General features: G+C 69.2%; 28 protein-coding genes and 1 pseudogene. 8 read left to right on the top strand and 21 right to left on the bottom strand.

Annotated elements, in window-relative coordinates; genetic code table 11:
• Window positions 1-244: pseudogene (locus ACESK5_RS13230) on the top strand (ornithine cyclodeaminase family protein); the annotation flags it as partial.
• A 16-nt stretch (window positions 245-260) separates the two neighbouring features.
• Here the strand turns inward: ACESK5_RS13230 and ACESK5_RS13225 are convergent.
• From ACESK5_RS13225 to rqcH, 7 genes are all read right to left on the bottom strand, one after another.
• On the bottom strand, window positions 261-707 hold the full coding sequence (locus tag ACESK5_RS13225) for a hypothetical protein (RefSeq protein WP_372912053.1): 447 nt from the start codon (window positions 705-707) through the stop codon (window positions 261-263).
• 115 nt (window positions 708-822) lie between these two features.
• Window positions 823-1041: a hypothetical protein gene (locus tag ACESK5_RS13220; RefSeq protein ID WP_372912052.1), complete on the bottom strand. Its 219-nt coding sequence runs from the start codon at window positions 1039-1041 to the stop codon at window positions 823-825.
• A gap of 152 nt (window positions 1042-1193) precedes the next feature.
• Window positions 1194-2600 carry a DUF389 domain-containing protein gene (locus tag ACESK5_RS13215; RefSeq protein ID WP_372912051.1) on the bottom strand — a complete coding sequence of 469 codons (1407 nt, stop codon included), beginning with the start codon at window positions 2598-2600 and terminating at the stop codon, window positions 1194-1196.
• Window positions 2601-2882: 282 nt separating this feature from the next.
• Complete coding sequence (locus ACESK5_RS13210; RefSeq protein WP_372912050.1) at window positions 2883-3953, bottom strand: mRNA surveillance protein pelota; 1071 nt, start codon at window positions 3951-3953, stop codon at window positions 2883-2885.
• Between the two features lie 143 nt (window positions 3954-4096).
• Window positions 4097-4795, bottom strand: a complete 699-nt coding sequence (locus tag ACESK5_RS13205; RefSeq protein ID WP_372912049.1) for a DUF4013 domain-containing protein — start codon at window positions 4793-4795, stop codon at window positions 4097-4099.
• Window positions 4796-4925: 130 nt separating this feature from the next.
• Window positions 4926-5633 (bottom strand): DUF4013 domain-containing protein, encoded by a 708-nt coding sequence (locus tag ACESK5_RS13200; protein ID WP_372912048.1) that lies wholly within the window; start codon window positions 5631-5633, stop codon window positions 4926-4928.
• Between the two features lie 181 nt (window positions 5634-5814).
• Window positions 5815-7911 (bottom strand): ribosome rescue protein RqcH, encoded by a 2097-nt coding sequence (gene rqcH / locus ACESK5_RS13195; RefSeq protein ID WP_372912047.1) that lies wholly within the window; start codon window positions 7909-7911, stop codon window positions 5815-5817.
• 149 nt (window positions 7912-8060) lie between these two features.
• Between rqcH and ACESK5_RS13190 the strand changes: the two genes are divergently transcribed.
• Complete coding sequence (locus ACESK5_RS13190) at window positions 8061-8525, top strand: GNAT family N-acetyltransferase (RefSeq protein ID WP_372912046.1); 465 nt, start codon at window positions 8061-8063, stop codon at window positions 8523-8525.
• 64 nt (window positions 8526-8589) lie between these two features.
• On the opposite strand, the gene ACESK5_RS13185 is transcribed toward ACESK5_RS13190, so the two are convergent.
• Window positions 8590-8823, bottom strand: coding sequence for a hypothetical protein (locus ACESK5_RS13185; RefSeq protein ID WP_372912045.1), 234 nt, complete (start codon window positions 8821-8823; stop codon window positions 8590-8592).
• Between the two features lie 173 nt (window positions 8824-8996).
• On the opposite strand from ACESK5_RS13185, the gene ACESK5_RS13180 reads away from it, so the two are divergent.
• The gene (locus ACESK5_RS13180; protein WP_372912044.1) at window positions 8997-9851 is read left to right on the top strand and encodes an ArsR family transcriptional regulator; all 855 of its coding nucleotides are present in this window, start codon (window positions 8997-8999) and stop codon (window positions 9849-9851) included.
• A 206-nt stretch (window positions 9852-10057) separates the two neighbouring features.
• On the opposite strand, the gene ACESK5_RS13175 is transcribed toward ACESK5_RS13180, so the two are convergent.
• Window positions 10058-11764 (bottom strand): tRNA uridine(34) 5-carboxymethylaminomethyl modification radical SAM/GNAT enzyme Elp3, encoded by a 1707-nt coding sequence (locus ACESK5_RS13175; protein WP_372912043.1) that lies wholly within the window; start codon window positions 11762-11764, stop codon window positions 10058-10060.
• A 156-nt stretch (window positions 11765-11920) separates the two neighbouring features.
• On the opposite strand from ACESK5_RS13175, the gene ACESK5_RS13170 reads away from it, so the two are divergent.
• From ACESK5_RS13170 to ACESK5_RS13160, 3 genes are all read left to right on the top strand, one after another.
• Window positions 11921-12115: a hypothetical protein gene (locus ACESK5_RS13170; RefSeq protein ID WP_372912042.1), complete on the top strand. Its 195-nt coding sequence runs from the start codon at window positions 11921-11923 to the stop codon at window positions 12113-12115.
• A gap of 93 nt (window positions 12116-12208) precedes the next feature.
• Window positions 12209-12478, top strand: coding sequence for a hypothetical protein (locus ACESK5_RS13165; protein ID WP_372912041.1), 270 nt, complete (start codon window positions 12209-12211; stop codon window positions 12476-12478).
• Between the two features lie 200 nt (window positions 12479-12678).
• On the top strand, window positions 12679-12861 hold the full coding sequence (locus tag ACESK5_RS13160) for a hypothetical protein (RefSeq protein ID WP_372912040.1): 183 nt from the start codon (window positions 12679-12681) through the stop codon (window positions 12859-12861).
• A gap of 106 nt (window positions 12862-12967) precedes the next feature.
• Here ACESK5_RS13160 and ACESK5_RS13155 read toward each other — a convergent pair whose 3' ends face one another.
• Window positions 12968-14053 (bottom strand): class I SAM-dependent methyltransferase, encoded by a 1086-nt coding sequence (locus ACESK5_RS13155; protein ID WP_372912039.1) that lies wholly within the window; start codon window positions 14051-14053, stop codon window positions 12968-12970.
• A 193-nt stretch (window positions 14054-14246) separates the two neighbouring features.
• Between ACESK5_RS13155 and ACESK5_RS13150 the strand changes: the two genes are divergently transcribed.
• Entirely contained in the window at window positions 14247-15104 is an 858-nt protein-coding gene (locus ACESK5_RS13150; RefSeq protein WP_372912038.1) for a helix-turn-helix transcriptional regulator, read from the top strand.
• 32 nt (window positions 15105-15136) lie between these two features.
• Here the strand turns inward: ACESK5_RS13150 and ACESK5_RS13145 are convergent, their stop codons facing one another.
• From ACESK5_RS13145 to epsC, 9 genes are all read right to left on the bottom strand, one after another.
• Window positions 15137-17167 (bottom strand): DHH family phosphoesterase, encoded by a 2031-nt coding sequence (locus ACESK5_RS13145; RefSeq protein ID WP_372912037.1) that lies wholly within the window; start codon window positions 17165-17167, stop codon window positions 15137-15139.
• Between the two features lie 238 nt (window positions 17168-17405).
• Entirely contained in the window at window positions 17406-17654 is a 249-nt protein-coding gene (locus ACESK5_RS13140; protein ID WP_372912036.1) for a hypothetical protein, read from the bottom strand.
• Window positions 17655-17693: 39 nt separating this feature from the next.
• On the bottom strand, window positions 17694-18296 hold the full coding sequence (locus ACESK5_RS13135) for a YIP1 family protein (RefSeq protein ID WP_372912035.1): 603 nt from the start codon (window positions 18294-18296) through the stop codon (window positions 17694-17696).
• An 8-nt stretch (window positions 18297-18304) separates the two neighbouring features.
• Window positions 18305-18955, bottom strand: coding sequence for a thymidine kinase (locus tag ACESK5_RS13130; protein WP_372912034.1), 651 nt, complete (start codon window positions 18953-18955; stop codon window positions 18305-18307).
• Window positions 18956-19003: 48 nt separating this feature from the next.
• Window positions 19004-19201: a XapX domain-containing protein gene (locus ACESK5_RS13125; protein ID WP_372912033.1), complete on the bottom strand. Its 198-nt coding sequence runs from the start codon at window positions 19199-19201 to the stop codon at window positions 19004-19006.
• A 1-nt stretch (window position 19202) separates the two neighbouring features.
• Window positions 19203-19793: an NADPH-dependent FMN reductase gene (locus tag ACESK5_RS13120; protein ID WP_372912032.1), complete on the bottom strand. Its 591-nt coding sequence runs from the start codon at window positions 19791-19793 to the stop codon at window positions 19203-19205.
• Between the two features lie 104 nt (window positions 19794-19897).
• A complete protein-coding gene (locus tag ACESK5_RS13115; RefSeq protein ID WP_372912031.1) occupies window positions 19898-20857 on the bottom strand; it encodes an A/G-specific adenine glycosylase in 960 nt (319 codons plus the stop codon).
• Window positions 20858-20918: 61 nt separating this feature from the next.
• Window positions 20919-21467, bottom strand: a complete 549-nt coding sequence (locus tag ACESK5_RS13110; protein ID WP_372912030.1) for a hypothetical protein — start codon at window positions 21465-21467, stop codon at window positions 20919-20921.
• A 42-nt stretch (window positions 21468-21509) separates the two neighbouring features.
• Entirely contained in the window at window positions 21510-22373 is an 864-nt protein-coding gene (gene epsC, locus ACESK5_RS13105) for a serine O-acetyltransferase EpsC (protein ID WP_372912029.1), read from the bottom strand.
• Between the two features lie 60 nt (window positions 22374-22433).
• On the opposite strand from epsC, the gene ACESK5_RS13100 reads away from it, so the two are divergent.
• Complete coding sequence (locus ACESK5_RS13100; RefSeq protein WP_372912028.1) at window positions 22434-22754, top strand: hypothetical protein; 321 nt, start codon at window positions 22434-22436, stop codon at window positions 22752-22754.
• A 114-nt stretch (window positions 22755-22868) separates the two neighbouring features.
• On the opposite strand, the gene ACESK5_RS13095 is transcribed toward ACESK5_RS13100, so the two are convergent.
• Complete coding sequence (locus ACESK5_RS13095) at window positions 22869-23294, bottom strand: hypothetical protein (protein WP_372912027.1); 426 nt, start codon at window positions 23292-23294, stop codon at window positions 22869-22871.
• A 50-nt stretch (window positions 23295-23344) separates the two neighbouring features.
• Window positions 23345-23902, bottom strand: a complete 558-nt coding sequence (locus ACESK5_RS13090) for a hypothetical protein (RefSeq protein ID WP_372912026.1) — start codon at window positions 23900-23902, stop codon at window positions 23345-23347.
• Window positions 23903-24071 lie beyond the last annotated feature (169 nt).

Genomic DNA, 24071 nt, shown 5'->3' with positions numbered 1-24071 from the left:
CGCCGGGTCGTTCCTCCTCGCGATGGAGGAGGGCGTCGTCGACGAGTCACACATCCACGCCGAACTGGGCGAAGTCGTCGCGGGCGCCGCCGAGGGGCGCACCACGGCGGAGGAGATAACGGTGTTAGACTCGGGCGGGACGGCCATCGAGACTGTCGCCGCCGCCTTCCTGCTGTACGAGCGCGCACGCGACCGGGGGCTCGGGACCACCATCGACTTCTCCCCGGCGAGTCAGGCGTTCTGACCCCGGGCGCTCGGGCTCACACCCACGCCGGCTGTGTCTTCGCCAGTCGTTCGAACCGAGAGAGGAACCACGGGAACGGCAGTAGCACGAGTACGGAGACGACGACGGGAATTCCGACGCCGGGCCACGGCGACCCGGTTGCGAGCTGGGCCTGGACGCCGACGTAGGTCGCGACGCCGACGACGACGCCGTAGTACGCCGCCCGCACCGGAAGCGTGCCGAGGTGACCGGGTCTCGGCCACCAGCCCACGTCGACGTATCCGCCGCGGAGGGTGCCGACGACGACGGAGGCGGCCGCGAGGGTCGTCATCGCGGAGAGCGAGACCTCTGCAGGGTGTGCTGCGACCAAGAGGAGCCACAGCACCGGGATGACCAGCACGTTCACCTCCATCGCCGCGAAGAACGTGTAGTCGAGGAAGCGGTCGATCCGCCGTATCAGCGTCCGGTTCGAGCCCTCAGCCACAGTAGTACTGGGGCGTGGAGCGAGTAAACGGTTACTGCCAGTTACGTCGCTCCGGCCCGAAAGCGGGCCGAGGAGGCCGTACCGGGCGGGGGCGACGCCCGCCCCGAGGGACCACCTACGACTCCCGTTCGGGGTGCGTGTCGACGTGGTGGACTGCGTCGGGAGAGAGGAGACGTCCCGACGGCAGTTCGACCCAGCCGTTCGCGAGCAGTCGCAGCGCCCCTTCGTGGATCACCGTCTCCTGCTGGAAGTCGGCGTAGACCACCGCGTTCTGGAACTCCTGGGTGAACGCCTCGTCGATATCACTCCACGCTGGCTCCGTCGAGAACACCATGTCGGTGTGTCAGTCCACCGGAGAATAAACCTCGTGGTGGCCCACGGATACCCGAGACCCACCGGGGCGGCACGCGTTCGTCCCGGTGACCGGAGGCTGTGAACCGCCTCGCCCGAACCACCACTGCAGCGCCGCGATGCCGTCGAGGTCCCTCAGCCGCTGACCAGAGGCGAACTCGGCGAACCCGGGGACGCCCGTCGTTGTCGGCTGGCGTCGATGCCGAGAGCGGACCCGCGGTCGGGGAGGTACTCGCCGTCCGCCGCCCCGGCGGTGGCGCTCTCCTGCCGCGTTCCGGCGTACTTCACCGTGACCTGAACCTCCCTGTCCGTCCGCCGTTCGATCCGTCGCTGGAGGGTCCCCGACAGCGACGGGTAGCGCTCGTCCGTGGTCCGAATCACGCTCACAGAGACGTTCGGCGACGTTCCCGCCCACCCCCCGTACTGCGACCGGACCGCTTTCAGTCGCAGGTCGTCGAAGGCCGGTTCGGCGAGCGTCTCGTCGACGGCCTCGTTCGTGCCACGCTGGTAGCCGATGTGCGTCCCGACGAGGGCGCCGGTGACGACGGCGGACACCACGAACAGCAGCGCGACGACGGCGACCGACGCGCGGAGTTCCGACGGGAGGCTGGCCCGCAGGTCGGTCCGGTCGAACCACACCGGGCGGTATCCCATGAGGAACAGCGTGGCGATGGCACCGACGTTGACGGCGAGGACGTTGGCCGTGAGCAACAGGAGGGCGCCGGCCGCGACGAGCCAACTCCCCCAGGCGATGGCGATGCCGCCCGCTGCCGCCGCGGGCACGATGGCGGCGGCGATCATGACGCCCACGAGCGACATCGACTGGTCCGTCGTGTAACCGAACGCCCCGACTGCACCCGCTCCGAGAGCGGCAAGCGACGAGAGTGCCGTCGGCGCGAGTCGAACTCCCATCGGTTCGAGGGAGCCGACGGCCATCGTGGTTGGTATCAGCCCCGTCGACTGCGCCAGCCACGCGAACACGGTGGCACCGACGACGGCGCCGGTGAGCCCCGTGAACTGACGCTTGGCGGAGCGGACGAACATCTCCCAGTCGGCGTGGTAGACGCCGGCCGTCGTCGTCAGCGCCGAACTCACCTGCGGGGCGACGACCATCGCGCCGATGATGAGGGCGGGGGAGTCGAGCAGGAGCCCCGCGGTGGCGATGAGTGCGCTGAGGACCGTCCCGACGTAGTAGGTTATCGGGGGCCAGGACAGCTCCAGCACCTTCGAGTGTAGCTCCCGTCGGGAGAGCCCGCGAACCCGGGTGGAGTACTCCTCCTGAATCTCGTCGTATCGCGGCGTCTCGGCGTGGGACGCGTTCGCGAGGACCGTGTACGCGTCCTCCGAGACGCCGGCGTCAGTGAGGTCGTGGAACACGTCCGTCACGGCCTGGCTGGGCAGCGGAAACAGGAACAGCGTCCCGGGATCCTCGTCCTCGTCGCCCTCGTCGTGTAGCGCGACGTAGTCCAAGTCGTGCTCCTCGAGGACGGCCCTGACGGCCTCCTGTCTGTCCTGGTATACGCGGAGATTGACTTGGCGCACTGCTTCGTCGTACTCTCGGGCCCGGATTGGGCGACTTGCTTGCAGTTGGACCCGGCGCTCGGAGCACGCGCGTCGGTCACTCCGGGGTCCGTCACGGGGCGTGCGGCGGCCGAGAGTCGGCGGACGACGGGTCGACGGGTACCGGAGCGTCGGCGGCCGGTGCGAGCCCCGTTCGTCGTCGTGACGCGGGTCGTGGTACCAGTCGGTCTTTGGGGCGTCTGGCCCTGCTTCACCACGAAACCGGCGGCCTGACAGTGGCTCCCGAGGTGGCTCCGACCCGCCTCACCCCAGTCGGTACCGCAGCAGCGCCGCGATGCCGCCGAGGTTCTTCAGCTGTTGCCCGGGGGCGAACTCGGCGGAGAACACCGTCACCTCGCCGCCCTTCTGTTCGACCGTCTCGATGACGTCGTTGACGTCGACGTCCCAGTCGCCCTCGCCCTGGCGCTCGTCTCTGAGTCGGGAGTCGAGGACGAGCAGGTGTTCGACCGCGCCGAACTCGGCCGCCTCGGCCGTCTCTTCGATTCCGTAGGCGACCTTGGCCCCCTCGGCGATGCCGTCCATCAGGTCGTCGATGAGCCGCGACTCCTCGGCGATGCGCGTCTCCTCCTGGACGTCGTCGACGGCGCCGCGTTTGAGCACCTCGTGGACGCCCCGGTCACCGACGCCGGACGTGTCGACCGTGGTGACTATCTTCTCGGCCGCGTCGGGGTACTCCTCGGCGACGTAGTCGCGAGCGTCGTTCTTCGTGAACCCGGGCCCCGCGAGGATGACCGCGTCGACGTCGAGGTGTGACAGCGCCTTCCCCACCTCGTCGAACAGTTCGGTTCGGGGGCGGGCGTAGTCGCCCTTGCCCGTCGGCCGGGTGAACGAGGCGTACTCCTCGGTGCCGTACTGGGCGACGGTGTGGATGTACGCTTCCCCTTCCTCGACGGTGACGATGGCGACGTCGGGATTCTCGGTGGCCTGTTCGGCCTCTTCGAGCCGTTCGGTCTGGTCCGGCTTGAACCGTTTCTCGACGGTGATCTCCGAGCGCTCCTCGACGTTCAGCGTGTGGTGGTGGCCGAGTTGGTCCTCGCGGGAGCAGCCGACGATTTCGCCCCCGACCCGGAGGCGGTTGGCGAAGCGCGCGAACTCGACGTCCTCCACCGACAGCGTGACGTGGAGGTGTTCGCGCTCGCCGCCCGTGTCACGCATCTGTTCGTCGTTCCGCTGGATGCGCCGGGTGGTGTCACCCGAGACGAGGTCACCCGGTTCGAGCACGTACGAGAGGTGCCAGAGGTCGTCGACGTTCTCGGGGACGAGCGTCATCCGTTCGCGCCCCTCCTCGCCGCGGCCCCGGCTCACGATTCGCATATCCGTTCTCGGCGGGCGGGGATTACGTGTCTTGTCATTCGCCCATCCCGGACCGCCACCGTGTGTGGCCCCGGACCGACCGCGAGGCGAGAGAGGGTCGACCACCACCCGGACCGACCGCTACCCGGTGTCGGCAGTCGGGTTCACGGCTCGGCCCACCGCTTCTTCGACAGACCGGCGGCGAACCCCCGACCGACGAGGTAGTAGAAGACCACCTGCACGTAGAAGAGGACGAACACCCCGACGACCACGGCCGAGAGCGCGGCGCCGACGAGCCCGCCCACGATGCCGACGACGACTGCGAGCACCCACGCGACGGCGTAGTCACTGGTGAAGGCTCCCGACGCGATGGTCCGGAGGGCGAACGCCGACCCGAGGGAGCCCTCGATGGCGAAGTTCGCCAGCGCCGCCGGGAGGAGGTACGCCAGCAGGAGGCCGACGACGACGACGAGGGCGAACAACAGGACGACGACGAGGACGCCGCCCGACCCAGTCGGTGGCGGGGGTGGTGTCGCTCCGGTCCCCTCCATCGACATCGGCTCCCCGGGGACGATGACGAGGAGGCCCCCGAGGAGGAGCGCGAGCGGGACGAGCACGAAGAGGCCGTAGACGAGGTTCACGACGAACACCTTCAGCCCGTCGACGAAGAGCGCCCCCCACTGCGTGAACGACGGCGGCGTACGCTCGCGACGGGCGGCCGCGTCGAGCACCCTGACGAGGTATCCCTGGAGGACGAACACGGGGAGGACGAGGAACGCGAGGAAGGTCAGAATCCCACCGACGAGGAGCGTCGACAGCCAGTCGTCGCCTCTGCGGGGAAACGACAGCGCATCGGAGAGCATCAGTCGCCCGGTGGCCGGGCGCGGAGTTAGTTCTTGTGTGTGCGGAGACGCGTCGCTCGCCGGCGTGAAAACGGGAGATGGGAGACCGGAATCGTATCGGATCAAACCGCGACGACGTTCGTCGCGGGGTTCAGATTGCAGGCTGCTGGCCGGGCATCTCGTCCTCCTCGTGGATGTCGACGGGGTGGACGTCCGCCCAGGTGTGGCCGATAACGTAGAACGCCGCGACGGCGGCGTAGAACGTCACGAAGACGCCGATGATCGTCCCGATGATGGGGACGATGCTCAGGACGGAGGTGAGGATACCCGCGCCCAGGAGCAGCGCGAACGCCGTTAGCCAGCCCATCGCGTACGCCTTGGTCGTGATGACCGCGCGAATCTCGCCGAAGGCGAAGCCAGCCATGAGGTCGTCCTGTTCGACGAAGTTCGCCAGCGCCGCGGGTACGACGTACGCCGCCGCGAGACCGAGGACGAGGGCGACGAGGAAGCCGACGAGGGCGACGAGGCCACCGACGATGCCCGCGGCACCGGAGTCACCGGCGACGGCGCCGCCGATGCCGACGAACGCGATGACCGCACCGATGATGCCGGGGACGAGACCGTAGACGAGGTAGATGGCGAAGCCTTTCAGCCCCTCCACGAGCATCTCGCCCCAGTCGTCGAACACCGGCGGTTCGCTCTCGCCGTGCATCGTCCCCCGGAGGACGCGGACGTAGTAGCCGACCACGACGAACAGGGGGACGAGGAAGACGCCGAGGAGCGTCAGGAGGCCGCCGACGAGGACGGTCTTGACCCACTCTTCGCTGCTCCGTAGATATCTGAGTGATTCTTCGATCATGATTTGTCACCGAGCCTGCCGCCACGGGCGAACCCGCCGCTGTAGCCTGCAGTTGCTCGGAGTGGGAGACGCCACCCGGGGTATTATGTATGGCCCCCCTTCCGCCGACTGTCCCGGGGGTTATGGCGGTCATAAAAGCGGAGCCAGCGCCGACCTGTGAGCGTCCGAGCGCGAGTCGTGTTCACACGTCTCGGAGTTCGCTGCCACCCGGGGGTAAGAACTCCTGTATCCGGTCCGGGCTGGCGACCTTGCGGAGGAACGACTGGTCCGCGAAGCGTTCTTTGAACTCGCGATAGCACATCTTCGCGGCGTCGTTCTGGGCGTAGCGGCCGGGTTCGAGAGTGATGGTCGTCACCGCCTGTGGCTCGATGGCCGACGGCGGCCCGCCGACGACGCGCGTCTCGCCCTCACAGCGGATGCCGACGGCGAGTCGCGCCTCACAGTCGCGGAAGTAGGTGCGGTCACCGCGGATGACGAACCCACCCTTCTCCAGATACTCGCCGCTCTCCGGGGTCTTCGACACCTGGTCCGGCGTCACCATGTACGCGTCGCCCGCGTGGCGACCGTCCTTCCACACCGACGAGTACGCGACGGCGAACTGTGCGGCCTCCCGCAGCGTCGACTCGGGGAAGTCGACCGGGTTCGACGGCTCCGAGGGACGAGAGGCCTTCAGCACCGTCACCGGGCCGCCGTGTGCCTGTGCGTGGAGGAACCGGTCGTGTTTCGAGAGGTACTTCTTCACGAGGTCCTCGTTCTGGTCGGCGTTCCGCCCCCCGATGACGAGGAAGCCGTCGCTCGTCTCGAACCACCTGAACCGCTCGTACCAGTGTTCGGGCTGACGGATGGGGATGGACTGTCGGGAGAGCCAGTCGACGTCCTCGTCGTCGTCTTCCTCGCCGTCGTCGTCGTCGGCCTCCCAGGCGTCGCGTCGTTTCTTCACCGCCGCCAGTTCCTCGCGGGTGTCCTCGATGGCAGCCAGCGCGCCCTCCTTCTTCTCCTCGATGCGCTTGGCCTCGGTGTAGAGGCGGTCGGCGTTCTTCTCGACGCCCATCGAGACGTCGACGGTCACGCGCGTCCCGTCGAGGTCGAGCGTCACCGTCCCCTCGGCGGCGTCGACACCGACGACCGCTTCGGCCGCCGGGATGCCCTGGTCGGCCCCCGCACCGAGTTTCTCCTCGATGTCGTTCCACGGCACCCCCTGTTCGCGGGCCGCTCGCACCGTCGAGAGTACCTCGTCGACGAGGTCGTACCTCGCGTAGAGCGTCTCGGCCTTCTCGCGCTCTGCGTCCGCCTGCTCCTCGAAGCCCTCGATGGCGCCTTCCTGCTGTTCGATGATGCGTTTCTGCTTGGCGATTTCCTCCTCGAAGTCCGGCCGGTCGTCGCCGCTCTCGGTCTCCTCTTCGGTCTCGAACTGCACCCGGTAGAAGTACGCGTCGAGCGCCTCGTTGAACGTGTCGTGCGCCTCCTCGTTCAACTCCTGACGCTCCCGTTCGCGGAGGGGGAACGGCGTCGCGTCCACCACCCGGTCGTCTTCGAGGTAGACCCGGGGGTCGAAGTCGCCCGACCTGAGCTGTGAGGCGAGGTCGGCGATGGCGTCGTGGACGGCACGGTACTCCGCCTCGCCGGCCTCGTCGATAGCGAGCGTCTTCTCGACGCCGGCACGGGTACAGAGTTCCTCGGCGTAGAGGCCGCCGAGGTTCAACTGGGTCGCGAGCGTCCGCACGACGTCGGTGTCGGAGTCGTCCATCTGCCGGCGGAACGTGTCGAACCCGACGGTCAGAGGGTTCAGCCGCGAGGAGGGGAACTCGTACTGCGCGCCGGGGGCGACGGTGCGCGACTTCAGCCGGACGGTCTCGAGGCTGCGGACCACCTCGTCCGTCCCGTCGAGGACCGCGATGTTCCCCTGTCCGAACAGTTCGGCGACGACCTTCGTCCGCTCGTCGCCGCGTTCGAACTCGAAGACGAGGATGCGGTCGAACTCGAACTGTTCGACCCCCACGAAGTCCGCGTTGGCGATACGGTTCCGGAGCATCATCGCGAAGTTCGGGGGCCGACCGGGAGCGTCAGGCACGTGTTCGGGTGCGGCGACGTGCGCCCGCTTCACGTCGCCCACCTCGACGAGGAGTTCGACGCGGCCGCGGTCGAAGTCGCGCATGCGGAGGCGCAGGAGGTCCTCGCCGTACAGGTAGGCCTTGTCGACCTTCGCGCCCTCGTATCGGTTGAGTTCGGTGACGAGGGCTGCGAGGTCGACGCTCGAAAGCTCCTGCTTCGGGTCCATGCACTCTCGGTATCAGCGGGCGCCGAAAAGGGGTGTCGGTGTGGGCGCGTCGGCCGAGGTGGTGGCGTCGGCGGGAGCGACCGAGTCGACCGTACGTCGGGGGCGACGGCTGTCGTGGCGCTGAAATAGTCCTGGACCGACGGACCGGTATGGCCGAGCGCACGCCACGAGTCGTCCGCGTGGAGTCGGCGTCGGAACTGGCCGACGCCCTCGCCGTCCGCGAGCGCGTCTTCGTCGACGAGCAGGGCGTCCCGCCCGACCTGGAACTCGACGCCTTCGACGAACTCGACGCGGCGACGCACTTCGTCGCGTACGACGGCGACGAGGCGGTGGGTGCCGCCCGACTTCGCCCGTACGACGGCGGTGGGGAGGACGAACCTCGACGAGCGAAGGTCGAACGCGTCGCCGTCCTCCCGACGTACCGCGGCGAGGGCCTCGGTGGGCGGTTGATGGACGCCGTCGAGGCGGCCGCAGAGCGAGCGGGGTTCGAGACGCTCGTCCTCCACGCACAGACGCCCGTCGCCGGCTTCTACGCGGCACGTGGCTACCGGCGGGTGGGCGAGGAGTTCGAGGAGGCGGGCATCCCACACGTCGAGATGGTCCGACGTGTCTGACCCTGGTCGGTCGTCTGCCCGGTGGCTAACGGCGTATCTCCGACGGCGAACGGAACGGGATAGGCTACGAGCGGGTCGGGCCGCCAGTCGGGTCGCCGGTGGCGACGTCGGGTGAGCGACGGCGCACCCGGACCACCACCCAGCCACCGACGACGGCGGCGAACAGGAGACCCGCAGTCGCCCCGAACCAGCCGACGGCGAGGACGAGTGTGAGGAGGGCGAGGGGCGTCAGCGAGGCTGACAGGGCGGGAGGGACGTGCGAAGTCTCGTGGGCGTGGTTCGGTGGCTGGTACTGCACGACTGGTGGGCAGGTGACCCACTCGCGTGTGGGTCGGCGACCGGCATAAGTGATTTCTGAAGGAGGTTTCTGTAACCGAGCGGACTGAAGAGTTCTTCACCCGAACGTCGGGCGGGGACGGCCACGACGGCGTCCGGGGTAGCTTCTTTTCGCCGCTTCCCGTACCGTCTGGCATGACGAGCGAGGGGTTGGCACCTCCGGAGGCGTTCGGACGGCTCGCGGACGCGACTCGACTGGACGTCCTGCGGGAACTCGACGCCGCGCAGGAGCGCTCCGTCTCGTTTTCGGACCTCCGGGCACGTGTCGGCGTCGACGACAGCGGCCAGTTCAACTACCACCTCTCGCGACTCCGGCCGCACTTCGCCGAGAAGGGCGCGGACGGGTATCGACTCACGGCGGCCGGTCGACAGGTCGTCCGCGCCGTCGCCGCCGGCCGGTTCACCGCCGACGTCAGTTTCGACGCGTTCGAACACGAGAGCCGCTGTCATCGGTGCGAGACGTCCCTCCGCGTGTCGTACCGTGACGAGCGGCTCCTGTTTCAGTGCCCGGCGTGCGACCACGAGGTGCTCGACGTGGGCTTCCCCGCCAGCGGCGCGCGCGAGCGGACGCCGGAACAGGTCGTCGACGCCTTCGCCCGCTTCTCGTACCACCGGGTGGCGGGTGCGCGCGACGGCGTCTGTCCGGACTGCTGGGGACCGACGGACGGCCGCGTGACCGACCGGGTCCCCCCCGCCGTCGACGAACCGGCGGCAGTCGTCTTCGAGTGTGCCGTCTGCGAGGGCGTGGTCGTCGTCTCGTTCGGCGGCCTCGCCGTCTACGACAACCGGGTTCGGCGGTTCCACCGCGACCACTGCGTCGACCCGAACGACGGCTACTACTGGGAGCGCCCGCAGTGTCTCTCCGGCGAGTACACCGCAGTCGAGTCGGCCGACCCGTGGCGCGTGACGGTCGAGTTTCCCCTCGACGACGAAGTCTGCCGGGGCCGGTTCGACGGGAGCGACCTCGTGACGGTCGACGTCGAACGGTGACGCGAGGCCAGACCCGCTCCGCGACGTTCTCGGGACGTGAGAGCCACGCTGGAGAGGATGTGCGGTCACGGTGACCGACGGGTCGGTCGTCGGTGCCATCGACGACGATACGGCAGGAAACGACGCGAGTACGGTGTACCCCCCCGACCCGTGGATGTGTTCGGTTCGCTCACACCGCTCGCGCGACACCGCGACCGACACCCCCGCTACAGCCGCTTCGACACGTAGGGGCCGTCCTGTCGATAGCCGAGCTTCTCGCGGTAGTACTGTCGGACGCCGATGCCCGAGATGACCGCGAGTTTCGAGAAGCCGTCCGCGCTCGCGCGGCGTTCCGCCTCCCGGACGAGACGCTTGCCGTAGCCGCGGTGTTGCCAGTCGCCCTCGCCGCCGAGGCCGACCTCGTTCCCGTAGACGTGGAGTTCGCGCACGATGGCGGCGTCTCGCAGTTCTGTCCGGACCGGGTCGGCGTCGGGCCGGTCGCCGAACGGCGAGTGCGAGGGGTAGCGGAGGCGGCAGAAGCCGACGAGGAGGTCCGCCTCGGGGTCCTCGAACGAGACGAACTGTTCGCGGCCGCCGGCGGCCTCGTACGTGTTGGTCAGCAGTTCGACCCGCTCGGGGTCGGGGTCCGAGTCGTTCATTCCCACCTCGCGGGCGCGGATGTCCCGCGGCGTGATTCCCTTCTCCGCGGCGCGCTGTTCGGCCAACTGGCGGAGGTTCGACTTCCAGACGCCGGCGTCGATGAAGTCGGCCGGGATGTCGCGCTGGACGCGCTGGAGCCGGGTGTACTCGGGGACGAGTCCCATCGCCTCCGCGACGACGTCGGCCGCCTCCTCGTTCGTCAGGGGGTCGAACTCCTCGCGCCGCCACTGGTCGTACACCCGCGTCCCCCGCACCACCAGGGTCGGGTAGATTTTCAGGTAGTCGGGCCGCCACTTCGGGTTCTCTGCCAGTTGGCGGAAGTCCTCGACGCACATCTCGCGGGTCATCCCCGGCTGGCCGGGCATCATGTGGAAGCCCACCTTGAACCCCGCGTCGCGCAGGCGGCGGTTGGCGTCGACGGAGGCTTGCGTGCCGTGCCCGCGGTGCATCTCGCGGTTGATGCGCTCGTACGTCGTCTGCACGCCCACCTCCACCTTCGTCCCCCCCAGCCCGAGCATCCGGTCGATCTGCTCGGGGTCACACCAGTCTGGCTTCGTCTCGAACGTCATCCCGATACAGCGGACGTCGGCCGTCTCGTTCTCGGCGATGACGTCTTCGACGTAACGGAACTCGTACTCGTCCGGCGACTCGGCGAACGACCGCCCCTCCGCCGGGTCCGGCTCCGAATCGAGGTCGTACTCGTTCATCGCCTGCAAGGCGCGCTTGACGAACCACTCCTGGTAGTCGTGACTCCGCGCCGTCATCGTCCCGCCCATCAGGATGAGTTCGGCCTTGTCGACGGGGTGGCCGATGTGCCTGAGCTGTTCGAGACGGAGCGTCACCTGCCCGTAGGGGTCGTAGTCGTTCTGTTCGCCCCGTGCCGCGGCGGGTTCGTGGCCGGTGTACGACTGCGACGAGTCGAACTCCGAGGCTGGCCCGCCGGGGCAGTACAGACACTTCCCGTGCGGGCACATGTGAGGGGAGGTCATGATGGCCACGGGCGAGACGCCCGACGCCGTCCGGACGGGCTTGCGACGGACCACCTCCTTGACGTCCTCCCGGCGCTCTTCGGGCGCGTACTGGAGGATGTCGGTGTTCTTCGGCACCTTCGGCGAGGAGTGTTCCGAACAGGCCTGGAGCTTCGCCCCCTCGAGCGAGTCGGCGTCCACCTCGCCGTCGAGGATGCGCTCGACGAGCGTCTCACAGGTCCGCGCGAACGCCTCGGTCTCCTCGGGTTCGGGTTCCTCGACTGTCCCCTCCGCGGTGCCAGTCATCGTCTCGGAGTGGTGGACTGAGGCGAATAAGCGTGTCGTTCGGTCGCATCGCCGCCGCCGTGCGACACTGGCACGACGTGGGGGCCCCGTTCTCGGTTCCCGACGCTCGCAAGGACGGAGCTTTTGGGTCCGACGCACTTCGCTCGAAGCAGACAGATGACTCAGTTCAACAGAGGTTCGGCCAACACGTTCGGCATCGTCTCGACGCTGGTGGATGCCCTCCTGGCGTTCAAACGGGGACAGAACAAGAGCGGCCTCCTCCTCCTGCTCGCGGCCGCGCTCTCGAAGCGGTTCACCGGGCTGGGAACCGTCGTCTCGGTGGCGCTCCGCCTGATTCGGAAGTTCCGCTGAGGCCGCCAGTCCACGAGCACCGCGGGGAGGGCGCGTCCGCCGTTCTCGTTGCAAGCAACAGAGGTATCGGGGCGCCTCGACAACGACGAGAAAATGTCAGACGGAGACACCCAGACCGACGAGACGGAGACGGAAGCGGACGTCACCGACAGGGACCCGGACGTCGTCGACAGCGAGGGCCACGGCGTCGACGTCGAGGGCGGCGGTGACGCGGGCGCCTCTGCCCCCGAGGAGTCCGACGAGGTGGACGCGCCACACGACCCCGAGGAGGAACCCGACGAGGAGGACGAGCGCCGCGAGGAGGAAGCCGCCGACCAGGAGAACGTCGACAACCACCGCGACGAGCGGCCGTTCGAGTCCTGACGCGGCAGCCGGGGGTGTGACCGGGAGACGCCGCGGAGACGCGTCCGGACGCGACACCTGCTCGGACGCCTCCCGCCACTCTCATCGGTAGCGCGACCCACGACCCGACCCCCTCCCGAGTCGAGCGACGGTGCCGACCAGTGCGCCGACCGGCCGTCGGGCCGCAAGAGTTGTGTCCGCCGCGCCGCTCGACTCGCACGATGACACTGCATCCGAAGCGCGTCCGCTCGTACCTCTGCGGTGCCCTCGCGGGTGCGTTCACCGTCGTCGCGCTCGTCGCTCGCGGCGACGGGTCACGCCGGCAGGCCCGGGTGGCGGCCGCGCTCGCCACCGTGTGCGGTGCGCTCTCCGTCGCGTACGAGGAAGCCGCTCAACGGGAGTGACGCGCAGTCGGAGAGTCGACTCGACAGCGACACGCCTCCGCGGTCACGGTCCAGCCCAGAGGCGAGGGGGCGGTCACGACGGGCGACCGGTACCCCTCGCCCGCTCTCAGAGCGTGAGCCGGTAGAACCGGAAGAACTCGTTCTCGATGGGGAGGACTTCGACCCCCGAGAAGCCGGCGTCCGTCGCGTACGCGCGGAGCGTCTCCTCGCGCATCACCGTGCCCGTGCCGACTCCGTCGTCGACCATGCCCACCGGGAGGCAGTGGAAGACGCTCCAGCCGTACATGAACTCCTCGACGGGCCCGGCGTCGGGCGCGAACGACTCGCCGACACGCTCGTCCATCACGAGGACGGTTCCGTCCGGGAGGGCCAGCGAGCGCATCGTCGACAGCACGGCGACCGGGTCGGACATGTCGTGGACGCACTCGAACGCCGTCACGAGGTCGTACGACCCCGCCACGTCGGCGGCGTCGGCGTGCGTGAAGGAGAGTCGGTCCCCGGCGTCGGAGGCAGCGGCGTTCTCGCGGGCACGCTCGACGGAGGCCGCGTCGGCGTCGATGCCGTGGACGGTCGCCTCGGGGTACGCGCGAGCGATAGCGATGCTCGACCAGCCGTGGCCACACCCCACGTCGGCGACCCGGCCGCCCGCGCGCAACCGCTCGTCGACGTCGGTCAGCGAGGGGAGCCACTCGGCCCCGAGTTCGGTGGCGAACAGCGGGCGGTTCAGTGCCGCCTGCCCCTCGTGCATATCCTCGCCGAACGCCTCGTACGGGATGCCCTCGCCGGTCCGGTAGACGTCCGCGACGCCGTCGATGGGTGACAGCGCCCCGACGACAGTCCGCGGGAGCGACGCGAGGTAGTCGGGGTTGTCGGGATCCGTGAGTACCGTCGTGTGTGCCGTCGGGAGCGAGAACCGGCGCGCATCGAGGTCTGCCGCGGGGTTCTCACAGGTCAGCACGCCCACGACGGTCTGCTGTTCGAGCCACTCGCGCGCGTATCGTTCGTCCGTCCCCGTCGCGGCCGCGAGTTCGTCCGACGTCGACGGCCCCGCGTCGGCGAGCGCGTCGTAGTACCCTAGCCGCGACCCGAGGTAGAGCGCGTACGTAGTGAACGTCCCCAGCGCGGCCTCGAAGACCTGCTCCTGGAACGCCTCGACGGCGGTGCGGTCGATGGATGGCCGTTCGGTTGCCATGACCCCAGCATCGAGCGGCAGCCGGCTATAGTTAATTTCTGAGACGTATATCGTGTATCGAAATCCGTGGAACGGTCCGCGACGAACATCGAGGCGTGGAACGGCGCTCGCCCGACGAACACCGTCTCACGGGGCGAGACACAGTTATGTGTGTCGCGTGTCAACGTACGTCATTCGACGGGGGAGAGAGGAGATGACAGACGCAGACCCGGAGATACTCGACGAACTCCTGCAGCACGCGCTGGAGATTCAGCACCGCGGCCTCGGCGACACGCCGCCGGAGGAGTGTCTCGCCACCGACGACCTGGTCGACGTACTCCGCCACCGCGACCTGTTCCAGGCGCTGTACGGTCGGCCGCTGGACCGCCGCGACATAGAGGACCGACTGGGCGTCTCGCGGGCGACGAGTCACCGGTTCACCCGCTGGCTCGAAGAGCGGGGGTACGCCGACCGGACGGACAGCGTCTACTCGCTCACTGGCGAGGGCGAGATCGCCGCCGAGGCGGTCGTCCAGTTCGAGCGGAAGATACGGACTGCCGACCGCCTCTCGCCGCTGCTCGACGTCATCTGCGAGGACCACCGCGACTTCGTCGTCGAACCCTTCGAGAACGCGACGGTGACCGTGGCGACGCCGGCCGACCCGTACGCACCGGTGACGCGGTTCCTCACGCTCCTCCAGGGCTGTGACCGGTTCCGCGGCTTCAACACCACGCACATGGTCCCGCCGGGGTTCGCCGACCGCTACGGGACCCTCTTCGCCGACTGCGAGGTGGAACTCGTCTCCCCTCCGGACGTGGTAGAGACGCTGCGGACGACCGACGACGGGTTCGGACGGGCACTCGACGGGGACCACCTGCAACTCCGGACGCGCGACGCACTCCCGTACGGCCTCGCGCTCTTCGACGACAGCGTCGGCATCGGCGGCTACGACGAGGAGACCGGGGCGATGCGGGTGTTCGTCGACACGGACACGGCCATCGCCCGGGCGTGGGCCGAGCGCGTCTACGAGACGTTCCGGGAGAACTCGACGCCGCTCACGGCCGACGACTGAGTGGGACGGCGAGAGAACAGGGTGAGGGGGGACTAAATCTGGTCGGCGACGGCGGCGACGACGGCGTTGAGGACGTCCTCACGCATCCCCGAGAGGAACTCGATGCGGCCGTCGCGGATACCGAAGGCGGTGACGCCGGCACCGGGGACCGCTTCGCGCGCCGCGGCCGCGACAGAGCGGACGTCGACGGGCGCCGTGCTCCGGATGTGGAGTTCGTCCGTCCCGACGCCGACAGTCACGAACGGAGCGTCGTCGACGCGGTTGCGCCGGTGGAGTTCGTCGAGCAGCAGCGTCGTCGGCGGGAAGTCGAAGCGGTGAGTGTACGAGTCGGTGTCCAGCACCGCGAAGTGGACCCCCTCGGCCTCGCGCGTCTCCAGGTTCGCCTCCGCCGTCTCCACCTCGGCGTCGAGTTTGATGCGGAACTGCTCGGAGACGTGCCCGGCCAGTCCGCCGCCGTCCTCGAACAGGAGGTCGGTGATGAGTTCGCGCTTGTCCTGGTAGGACTGGTAGTACGCCTCGAGCGCGACGGCCTCACGCATCTCGCGGACGCGGTCGGCGTCGTAGCCGGCCTCCTCGGCCGCCTGGAGGTACGCCGCGGGCGTCTGCTCCCAGTAGCTGACGGCCGGGAGGTGCTTGACGTCGTCGCGGACCTGGGGGTTGACGGCGGCCGCGACGTTCGCGGCGAGCACGCCGGTCGAGAGGTCGTCGGCCTCGCTGTCGACGAGCACCTCGCTCACGTCGGCCACTTCCTCGTCGGCGGTGGCCGCGTCGAGCACCACTCGCCGGGCGCCGTAGACGCCGAGGAGACCGAGACCGTCCGTGGATTCGGCCGTCGAACCGGTGCCGACGAGGAGGACGAGCGGGAGTTTCTCGTCGTGCCGGTCGCGGCCCTGGAGCATCCGCGTCACGTCGTTCGTCGCGGCGTCCATCCCGTACATCGGGTCGTCGAGCGGACGGCGGGTGAAGTAGTGATACTCCGCGTCCGAGGTGGCGTACTCCTCGCGGACGAGCGGGAGGACCGCCCGCTCGATGGCCGCGCCGGCGACGTAGCCGTCGGCCGTCGCGGCGTGACGGACGACGACGGGGCGGCCGTCGAACACTGCACGGCGAATCGCCTCGGCGGCGTCCGCGATTTCGTCGACGAGCGCCTCGACCGAGGCGTGCTCGGCGAGCGGTTCGACCGACTCGGGGCGGGCACGGGAGGTCATTGCGTCGTCGAGTCGGCCCTGTACCGCCGCGGCCTCCTCACCCTCGAGCACGTCGAGCGCCTCGGTCTCGATCTGGAGTTCGCCCCGGCGGAGTTCGACCTCGCCGGCGAGGCGGACGGCGTCCTCGCTCTCGACCTCGGGGTACGCGCGGACGCCGGCCTCGACGAACGCGGCACACTCGACGGTCCCCGTCTCGTCGCGGACTTCGAACACCGTCGGGCCCGACGTCTGGTAGACGTCGACGACGAACCCCTCGACGCTCACCTCGTCGCCGACGCGGTCGTCGAGGTCGCTCACGGCGACGCGCGGGAACGACTCCAGGTCGACCGGTTCGGCTGTCTCGTCGGTCGTTTCGTCGGTCGCGTCCTCCTCCGCCTCGGTGACGCGGCCGTTCGCCGCGTCGCCGTCCGCGGCGGTCACGTCCGCGTCGTCGTCCGGCGCCGACGAGCGCTCCTGGTCCGGTTTCGGCCGCGTCTTCACCGGTTTCGCGGTGTCGTCCGACTCGACATCGAGCGGTTCGCCGTCGGGGTCGCCGTCGGGGTCGTCGATGCGGGCGCCGCGGAACTCGCCCTCGGACTGGCGGATGGACCAGCCGAGGTCGACGTTGCCGTTGTCGCGGATGTTCTTCACCTGGACGAACACGGCGTCGCCGCGTTCCCAGTCGAGGCTCTCGAGGCGGCGGTCGAGTTCGCTCCGGTGGAGGAGGCCCGTGACGCTCGGCGAGAGGTCGACGAAGACCCCGAACTCGGCGAACCCGTCGACGGTGCCGCGGTAGAAACGACCCTCAGTCAGCTGATTGGGATGCTCTCCTCTGAAATCGAACCAGACGTCTTCTTCGTGGGTGATCCAATCCATGGTGTGTCACTTAGATGGGAAAGGACCCGCCGATACACGGCGGGCCAGGTCCGTTGCACGAAGAAAACGTCCGCCGCCTAAAACGATTGTCGATACGTCTCTGCCGTCGACAGCCACGACTCACCCGCGGCCCGGTGTGGACGACCACCCAGCGGTCACGACGCCCCCCACGTCGTCACTGGCGACGACGCTCGTCCGGGGCGCCGGCCTGTCGCCCGTGGGGGGCGCGCCCGACGCGTCACGGGTCGTCGTCGAGTCCCTCGGCGTCCGCGAGGAGCGACGACACCTGCTCTGGGTCGAGCGCCACCTCGACGTGATTCCCCTCCCCGTCGTCGAAGACCAGTTTGACCCGGTCGCCGAACGCGCGTGCCTCCGTCTCCGTCACGTGGTACAGTTTGACCGTCGCCCCCTTCGTCTTGGTGCCGACGTGCTTGACCGTCCCCTCGTTGAGTTCTACCATGAAGTCCGCCAGGTCGAGCGTGAGCATGGTTACAGTCGCGGACGCGAGCGTATCAACGCTCGCCTCTCAGATCAGCGCCCACGCCTGCGCCAGGGAGACGACGGCGCCGAACCCGCCGAAGGCGTAGCCGAACACGAGCGACGCCGGGACGGCGGCCGCGAGCGACGCCCGCGTCAGCGTGGTGTCGTGGACCTCCGCGAGGCCGACGACGAGGAGGAACGCCCCGTACGCCGCACACAGGGTCCGGAGCCCCGGGACGGGGACCCCGGCGAGCGCGCAGGGTGCGGTGGCGTAGGCGATGGTCTGGACCGTCTCGCTCACGCCCGCCCGGTCCTTCACGAGCGCCATGAGGAGGAGCGTCTGGACGGCCGCGGTGAGGTGCAGCGTCGCCGGCGCGACGAGCAGACAGACCGCCAGGAGCGCGAGCGTCGCCGAGAGCACCGGCCCACCCTGGATGGCCGGAATCGTCCCCGGAACCAGCAGGAAGCGCGTAGCCACGAACGAGAAGGCGACGACGACGGCAAACACCAGCCCCGGCGCCTGGTCGCCCGGAACCACTCCGGCCCGGAAGAACGCCCGTGGGCGGACGAGGACGTCCACCCACGCGCGGCCGATACCGAGCGGCCCCCGTTCCCGACCCTCACCGGGCGTCTCGACCCACGTAGTCACGTACGAGGCTAGGAACGCCGGAGTGTATGACAGTTCCGACATCGGGCCTCGTACGACTCCTCGGCGCCGACGAGCACCGTCGGGTCGTCGACGTGTGCTGGCTCGCCGTCGACGAGTCGCTGGGTCCGCGTGCCGGGTTCGCCACAGACCGAGCAGATGGCCTGGAGCTTCTCGACGTACTCCGCGACGGCCATCAGGCGCGGCATCGGCTCGAACGGCTCGCCTCTGAACGTCGTGTCGAGCCCACAGACGACGACGCGGTAACCGTCGTCGGCCAGCGACTCCGCGACGTCGACCAGTTCGGGCCCGAAGAAGTTCCCCTCGTCGACGGCGACGACGTCGACGTCTGTGCCCCGTGCCTCGAGGTGGTCGTAGATGGCCCAGGCGCCGTCCGTCTCACCGTCTTCGGTGTGGTCCGCGTGCTCGCCCTCACGTTCGCCCTCGCCGTCGGTGCCGACCACCGTCGCCTCCCACGTCCGTCCGTCGTGCGAGCCGACGGTGGTCTTCCCGTAGCGGTCGTCGACGGCGGGACTGAAGACGGCGACGTGCTGGCCCGCAATCTCCGCCCGCCGCAACCGGCGGAGCAGCTCCTCGGTCTTGCCGGAGAACATCGAGCCGGTGACCACCTCGACCCACCCGCTCTTGGTGATGGCGTGCATGCTTCGAGAGGGACGAAGCGAGGGTGAAAACGGTTCCGTCTCGCCCGCTCAGAACAGCCCGCGGAACACCGCGAGCAGGTCGACGCTGTACCCGAGCGCCTCGACACCCTTGAAGCCGAGGTAGATACCGACGATGCCCATCACGCCGGCGACGTTCGGCGGGGCGGGGATGGGGACTTCGAGCGCGGCGAACACCGCCCCGGCGACGACGCCCGTCACCAGCGCGAGGACGACCTGTGCGTTCATCTCAGTCCCTCGCCCCGACGTTCTCGCCCGCCTCGAACGTCGTCGGGTCGGGTTCGATGCTCGCGTACTCGACCACGCGCCGGCCGAGGACCCGGACCCGTTCGTCGAATCCCTCGTCGGTGATTCTCCCGCCGCCGTCCGCGTGGACCACGTGGGAGTACGCCCGTGGGAGCGCTGCCTGGTGCGGGAGCACCCAGCAGTTGAGTGCGCGACAGACCGATCGGAGGTGGTCGAGCGCGGTGACGGGGAACGACCCGCCGGCGACCCCCAGGAGGCCGACGGTCTTCCCCTCGAACTCGTCGAAGCCGCAGTAGTCGAGCGCGTTCTTCAGCACGCCGGAGTACGACCCGTGGTACACCGGCGTGCCGAGGAGGAGTGCGTCGGCGTCGTCGACCGCCGCGAGCAGTCGCCCTCCGTCGCCCTGTTCGTCGGCGTCACGGTCGGCGTCCAACGGCGGCAGGTCGAGTGGCCGGAGGTCGAGGAGGTCGGTCGACGCGCCCGTCGACGCTGCCTCCTCGAGGGCCACCGAGAGCGCGACCCGGGTCGCGCTCTCGTCGCGCAGACTCCCGCAGATGGCGAGTACGTGCGTCATACCCGATGGATGCGGGTGAGGGGGAAAGACCCCACGGTCCCTTCCGTCGACCAGTCGTCGGGGTCCCGTGACCCGGCCGGCGCGGGACGGACGACCCCACCTGTTCACCGACGGAGTCGGGCGACTGTCTCCCCGGAGTCGTCGTCGAGTTCCACCAGTCCATCGGCCTCTAAGTCCGAGAGCAGGCCGCGGAGCCACTCGCGTCCGTACGTGCCGTCCGGCGTGTAGTCGACGCGGACCTTCGGACCGAGTTCGTCCAGCGAGAGGCCGTCGCGGCCGCCGAGCACGCGGACGACCCGGCCTCGCATCTGTCGGCGCGAGCCTTCGAAGCTCGGCTGGGTCGGCACGTCCGGCGCGGTGAAGTCGCCCGTCTCGTAGGCGTGACACCACGCCCGCCACGGGCACCCCGACTCGTCACAGCGCGGCGTCTTCCCGCAGGCGACACCACCCAGTTCCATGACCGCGTTGTTCCACACGCGCGACTCGCCGGGCGGCATGAGTCGCTGAGCCACCCGCTCGAACGCGTCGTCGTCGTCGGGAAGGTCGAAGGCGCGGTAGAGGACGCGCTTGACGTTGGTGTCGACCACGGCGTCGCCGTTGTCGAACGCGAAGGAGGCGACGGCGTTCGCCGTGTACGGCCCGACGCCCATCAGCTCCTCCAGTTCGTCCGGGGTGTCGGGGAACTCGCCGTCGAGCTCCTCGGTGACCTGTCGGGCGGCCTCGTGGAGGTACCTCGCGCGGTTGTTGTAGCCGAGCGAGTGGTCCGACCAGAAGCGTACGACTGCGGCGCGGTCAGCCGCGGCGAGAGCCGCGACCGTCGGCCACTCGTCGAGGAAGTCCTCCCACGCCTCGACGACTCTCCCCAACTGGGTCTGCTGGCTCATGACCTCAGAGACCAGAATCGCGTACGGGTCGGTGGTCCGCCGCCAGGGGAAGTCGCGGTGGTCGGCCTCGTACCACTCGACGAGCGCCGTCCGGACGGCGTCGAGGTCCACCCCGTCGAGCGGGTGCGTATCCGCATCCGCATCGGGCGAGTCTACGCCCGCGCCCGCGTCGTCGCTCATCGACGGAGGAACGGAACTCCCGGGTAAATGAGTGGTGGTTCGCGTCCCGCCGGACGCCGAGTCACCAGCACTCGACGACGACGTCCTCCCGGCGCAGAAACGTCGGCGTGACCACGTACGAGACGTCGAACGGCCTCCGTCCCCTCGGGAGCGGCGTCACGGTCGGCGTGGGCGTGTCGGACGCACCCGGCGTCGAGATGCGGTAGTAGCGGTTGCCCGACACCGACACAGTGAAGGGGTCGTCGGCCGACTCGACCGTCGTCTCCGACACGGCGACCTCGAGTTCGTTGAGCCGGCCGACCTTCTGGGGGTCCTCGGCGAGTGCCGCGTTGTACTGATACGCTTTCTCGTACGCCTGCACGAACGACCGGACGGTGTCGCCCGCGAACGTCGTCGGTCGCTCGGGATACGCCCGTGGGGCTGTCGCCGCCGAGGTGGGCACCGGCGGGTCCGTCGCGGTACAGCCGTCGGTCGTCGATGGCCCCGACCCTGACCCCGCTGCTGGTGTCGGCGACGAGGACCCGTCGAGGCTGCCGGCGCAGCCCGCGAGCACGACCACGCCGGTGGCGACACCCGACGTGAGCAGGTCTCGGCGTGAACCCCTAACCATGCCCACGACAGGTCGGCGGACTGGCAAGCATCTTGTGGTCGTTCAGTCGTTCTGCTTCCGTTCCTGTCGTGGGTGTTCGGCGACGAACACACTCGTGTGGTCCGGGACGTCCTCCGTTATCCACGAGTTCGCCCCGATGCTCACGTGGTCGCCCACCGTGACGGGTCCGAGCACGTTCGACCCGGCCCCGATGACGACGTGCGCGCCGATGTCCGGGTGTCGTTTGTACCCCTTCTTCAGCGTGTGTTCCTCGTCCTCCTCCTCCTCGAAGTGGAGCGCGCCCAGCGTGACGTTCTGGTAGATACGGGCCCACTCGCCGACGGTGGCCGTCTCACCGATGACGACGCCGGTGCCGTGGTCGATGAAGCAGTAGTCCCCGATGGTCGCGCCGGGGTGGACGTCGATGCCAGTCTCGGTCTTCGCGTACTCCGCGAGTTCCCGGGCGTACTCCGGTGCGCCGACGTCGTACAGCGCGTGGGCGACCCGGTGGACGACGAGCGCCTGGACGCTCGGGTACGACCGGATGACCTCGACGTAGCTCTTCGCGGCGGGGTCGCCCCGGTAGGCGGCGTCGACGTCCCGCTTGAGCGTCTCGCGGATGTCGGGGAGCCGGTCGAGCAACTCGTCGACGAGGGGGGTCGGGTCCGCCTCGACGTACGGTGCGATTCCCCGGTAGCAGAGCCGACCGAACCGCTCGACCGTCTCGGCGAGTGCGTCGCCGTCCTCGACGAGCGACCCCGCATTCCAGCAGCGGGGGAAGAAGAGTCGTTCGAGCACACTGATCTCGTCGCGCAGGTGGTCGCGCCGGGGGAAGCTGAGGTCGGTGCGCGTGGGGAACGGCTCCTCGTCGGCGCGGAGCGACGCTCCCAACGCCTCGTCGGCATCCCCGGTGTGGGTGTACCCCATACGTGCTGTTGACCACGCCGAACGAAAAGTCGTATCCCTGCTCCCGGCCTCTCTCCTCGCATGTCACTCGACGACCTCGACGCGGACGTCAAGAGCGTCTACGGCGGACTGAACGACGAACACGCCGTCGGTCTCGACCGCGAGACGAAGAACGAACTGGCGATGCTCGCGGCCGTCTTCGACGCCGACGTCGACGAACTGGTCCGGCGGGGTATCCACGCCCTCTTCCGGTCGACCGTCGACACGGGCGACCTGGACTTCCACCTCCGACAGGGCTACGACGTCACGTACGACGAGTACCTCGCGGGGATGACCTACGACGAGATGACCGGCGCCGACCAGTACCCCCAGCGGGACGACGAGCGCCGCTACCAGATGTGAGTCGTTCGCTCGTCGCGTCGGTCACGTCGTGAGCCACTGGGCGGCGGCGAAGGCGCTCACGGGGGGCTCAGTCACCGGGCCGTCGGTCACGACGACATACTGACCCTGCCGGGGTCAGCGCCACTCGACCCGGACCAGGTCCCCGTCCGGGGCGTCTCGGGGGTGCAGGACAGCACCCCGCTCACCGCGCTCGACGGTCAGCACCTCGAGAACGACGACGAGTCGACCGCCCGCCAGCGTGGCCCGTAGGACGACTCCCGTCGCCGTCGCCGCGACGTACGGCGCGGCGGCGACTGGCTGTGCCCTGAGCGCCTTCCCGGCCGCCTCGACACAGTTCGCGAGGACGTTCGGGAGTCGCTCCCAGACGCCCCGTGCACGCAGTCTCGCCTCGAGTCCCCGGCGGACCGCGCTCGTGTCGGTTCGGTCGTCCTCCGTCGCTGTCGCCGCCGCTGTCTCCGCGCAGTCGCGGACCGTCCGGACGACGTCGGAGTGGTCGGTGAGGAGGCGTCGCCGGACGGCGTCCGTGTCGACGGCAGTCACAGCCCCGCGTAGTGGGCCAGCGGTCAAATACTGTCCGACTGTCGCCCCACTCACGCCGACTCGTCGGACTGCTCGCGCGAGCCGACGACGTGGTCGGCCACCACGATGGGGTCCGAGCCGGTCGGCACCGCGACGACACGGAGGACGTCGCCGACGGCGAACCCGCGGACGTCCGTGCGTCCGGTCCGTCCCGGCTGGAACCCCTGGCTCTCCGCAATCCAGTGGTCTCCGGCGGGCGTGTCGCGACTCCGGGGGGTCGCGAGGAACTGTGTCCGTCCGCGCTCCTCGTACCCCATCCGGATGCGACGGGCGACGACGTACCAGCCGTCGCCGTCGTGGTCGAACTCGCCCGCGAAGGTCGGGTCGGTCGCGTCCGTCACGCGGTGTTCGAGCCGGACGGCGACGAGCGGTCGCCTCGGGACGAACCGCACCCGGACGAGCCGCTCGGACTCGTCGTCGCCGTCGACCTCGTGTAGTCGTTCCTCGATTCGGAGGTCGGCGAAGTACCGCTCGCCGACGTCGGTCCGTCCGTCGCTCAGCTTCCCCGCCACGGTGAGTGAGCACAGCGAGAGCCCAGCACCCGCGAGGAGGGTCCGTCGGGTCCACATCGTCGAATTGAGCGCGAGCGGAGTATTTCAGCGTTCGTCCCCGGCTATCACGTCTGGACTCGGCCCGTGGACCGAACTCCACTCCTACTTGACGCTTCGCCCCCGACTATCACCGCTGAGTCGAGGCGATCGGGGGGGGCAGGACCCGTCGATTTTTCACCTCACGGCT

Origin of the sequence: Salinigranum sp. (assembly GCF_041641895.1) — an archaeon.
Lineage (GTDB): Archaea > Halobacteriota > Halobacteria > Halobacteriales > Haloferacaceae > Salinigranum.
The sequence above is the reverse complement of the archived record's forward strand: the minus strand, read 5'-3'. Positions and strand labels throughout refer to the sequence as shown.

Bases quoted from the DNA above. Each gene is read 5' to 3' on its own strand.
- ACESK5_RS13220 (WP_372912052.1), bottom strand. From the start codon at position 1,041: ATGGTGTTCTCGACGGAGCCAGCGTGGAGTGATATCGACGAGGCGTTC.
- ACESK5_RS13210 (WP_372912050.1), bottom strand. From the start codon at position 3,953: ATGCGAATCGTGAGCCGGGGCCGCGGCGAGGAGGGGCGCGAACGGATG.
- ACESK5_RS13205 (WP_372912049.1), bottom strand. From the start codon at position 4,795: ATGCTCTCCGATGCGCTGTCGTTTCCCCGCAGAGGCGACGACTGGCTG.
- ACESK5_RS13200 (WP_372912048.1), bottom strand. From the start codon at position 5,633: ATGATCGAAGAATCACTCAGATATCTACGGAGCAGCGAAGAGTGGGTC.
- rqcH (WP_372912047.1), bottom strand. From the start codon at position 7,911: ATGGACCCGAAGCAGGAGCTTTCGAGCGTCGACCTCGCAGCCCTCGTC.
- ACESK5_RS13190 (WP_372912046.1), top strand. From the start codon at position 8,061: ATGGCCGAGCGCACGCCACGAGTCGTCCGCGTGGAGTCGGCGTCGGAA.
- ACESK5_RS13180 (WP_372912044.1), top strand. From the start codon at position 8,997: ATGACGAGCGAGGGGTTGGCACCTCCGGAGGCGTTCGGACGGCTCGCG.
- ACESK5_RS13175 (WP_372912043.1), bottom strand. From the start codon at position 11,764: ATGACTGGCACCGCGGAGGGGACAGTCGAGGAACCCGAACCCGAGGAG.
- ACESK5_RS13170 (WP_372912042.1), top strand. From the start codon at position 11,921: ATGACTCAGTTCAACAGAGGTTCGGCCAACACGTTCGGCATCGTCTCG.
- ACESK5_RS13165 (WP_372912041.1), top strand. From the start codon at position 12,209: ATGTCAGACGGAGACACCCAGACCGACGAGACGGAGACGGAAGCGGAC.
- ACESK5_RS13160 (WP_372912040.1), top strand. From the start codon at position 12,679: ATGACACTGCATCCGAAGCGCGTCCGCTCGTACCTCTGCGGTGCCCTC.
- ACESK5_RS13155 (WP_372912039.1), bottom strand. From the start codon at position 14,053: ATGGCAACCGAACGGCCATCCATCGACCGCACCGCCGTCGAGGCGTTC.
- ACESK5_RS13150 (WP_372912038.1), top strand. From the start codon at position 14,247: ATGACAGACGCAGACCCGGAGATACTCGACGAACTCCTGCAGCACGCG.
- ACESK5_RS13145 (WP_372912037.1), bottom strand. From the start codon at position 17,167: ATGGATTGGATCACCCACGAAGAAGACGTCTGGTTCGATTTCAGAGGA.
- ACESK5_RS13140 (WP_372912036.1), bottom strand. From the start codon at position 17,654: ATGCTCACGCTCGACCTGGCGGACTTCATGGTAGAACTCAACGAGGGG.
- ACESK5_RS13130 (WP_372912034.1), bottom strand. From the start codon at position 18,955: ATGCACGCCATCACCAAGAGCGGGTGGGTCGAGGTGGTCACCGGCTCG.
- ACESK5_RS13125 (WP_372912033.1), bottom strand. From the start codon at position 19,201: ATGAACGCACAGGTCGTCCTCGCGCTGGTGACGGGCGTCGTCGCCGGG.
- ACESK5_RS13120 (WP_372912032.1), bottom strand. From the start codon at position 19,793: ATGACGCACGTACTCGCCATCTGCGGGAGTCTGCGCGACGAGAGCGCG.
- ACESK5_RS13115 (WP_372912031.1), bottom strand. From the start codon at position 20,857: ATGAGCGACGACGCGGGCGCGGGCGTAGACTCGCCCGATGCGGATGCG.
- ACESK5_RS13110 (WP_372912030.1), bottom strand. From the start codon at position 21,467: ATGGTTAGGGGTTCACGCCGAGACCTGCTCACGTCGGGTGTCGCCACC.
- epsC (WP_372912029.1), bottom strand. From the start codon at position 22,373: ATGGGGTACACCCACACCGGGGATGCCGACGAGGCGTTGGGAGCGTCG.
- ACESK5_RS13100 (WP_372912028.1), top strand. From the start codon at position 22,434: ATGTCACTCGACGACCTCGACGCGGACGTCAAGAGCGTCTACGGCGGA.
- ACESK5_RS13090 (WP_372912026.1), bottom strand. From the start codon at position 23,902: ATGTGGACCCGACGGACCCTCCTCGCGGGTGCTGGGCTCTCGCTGTGC.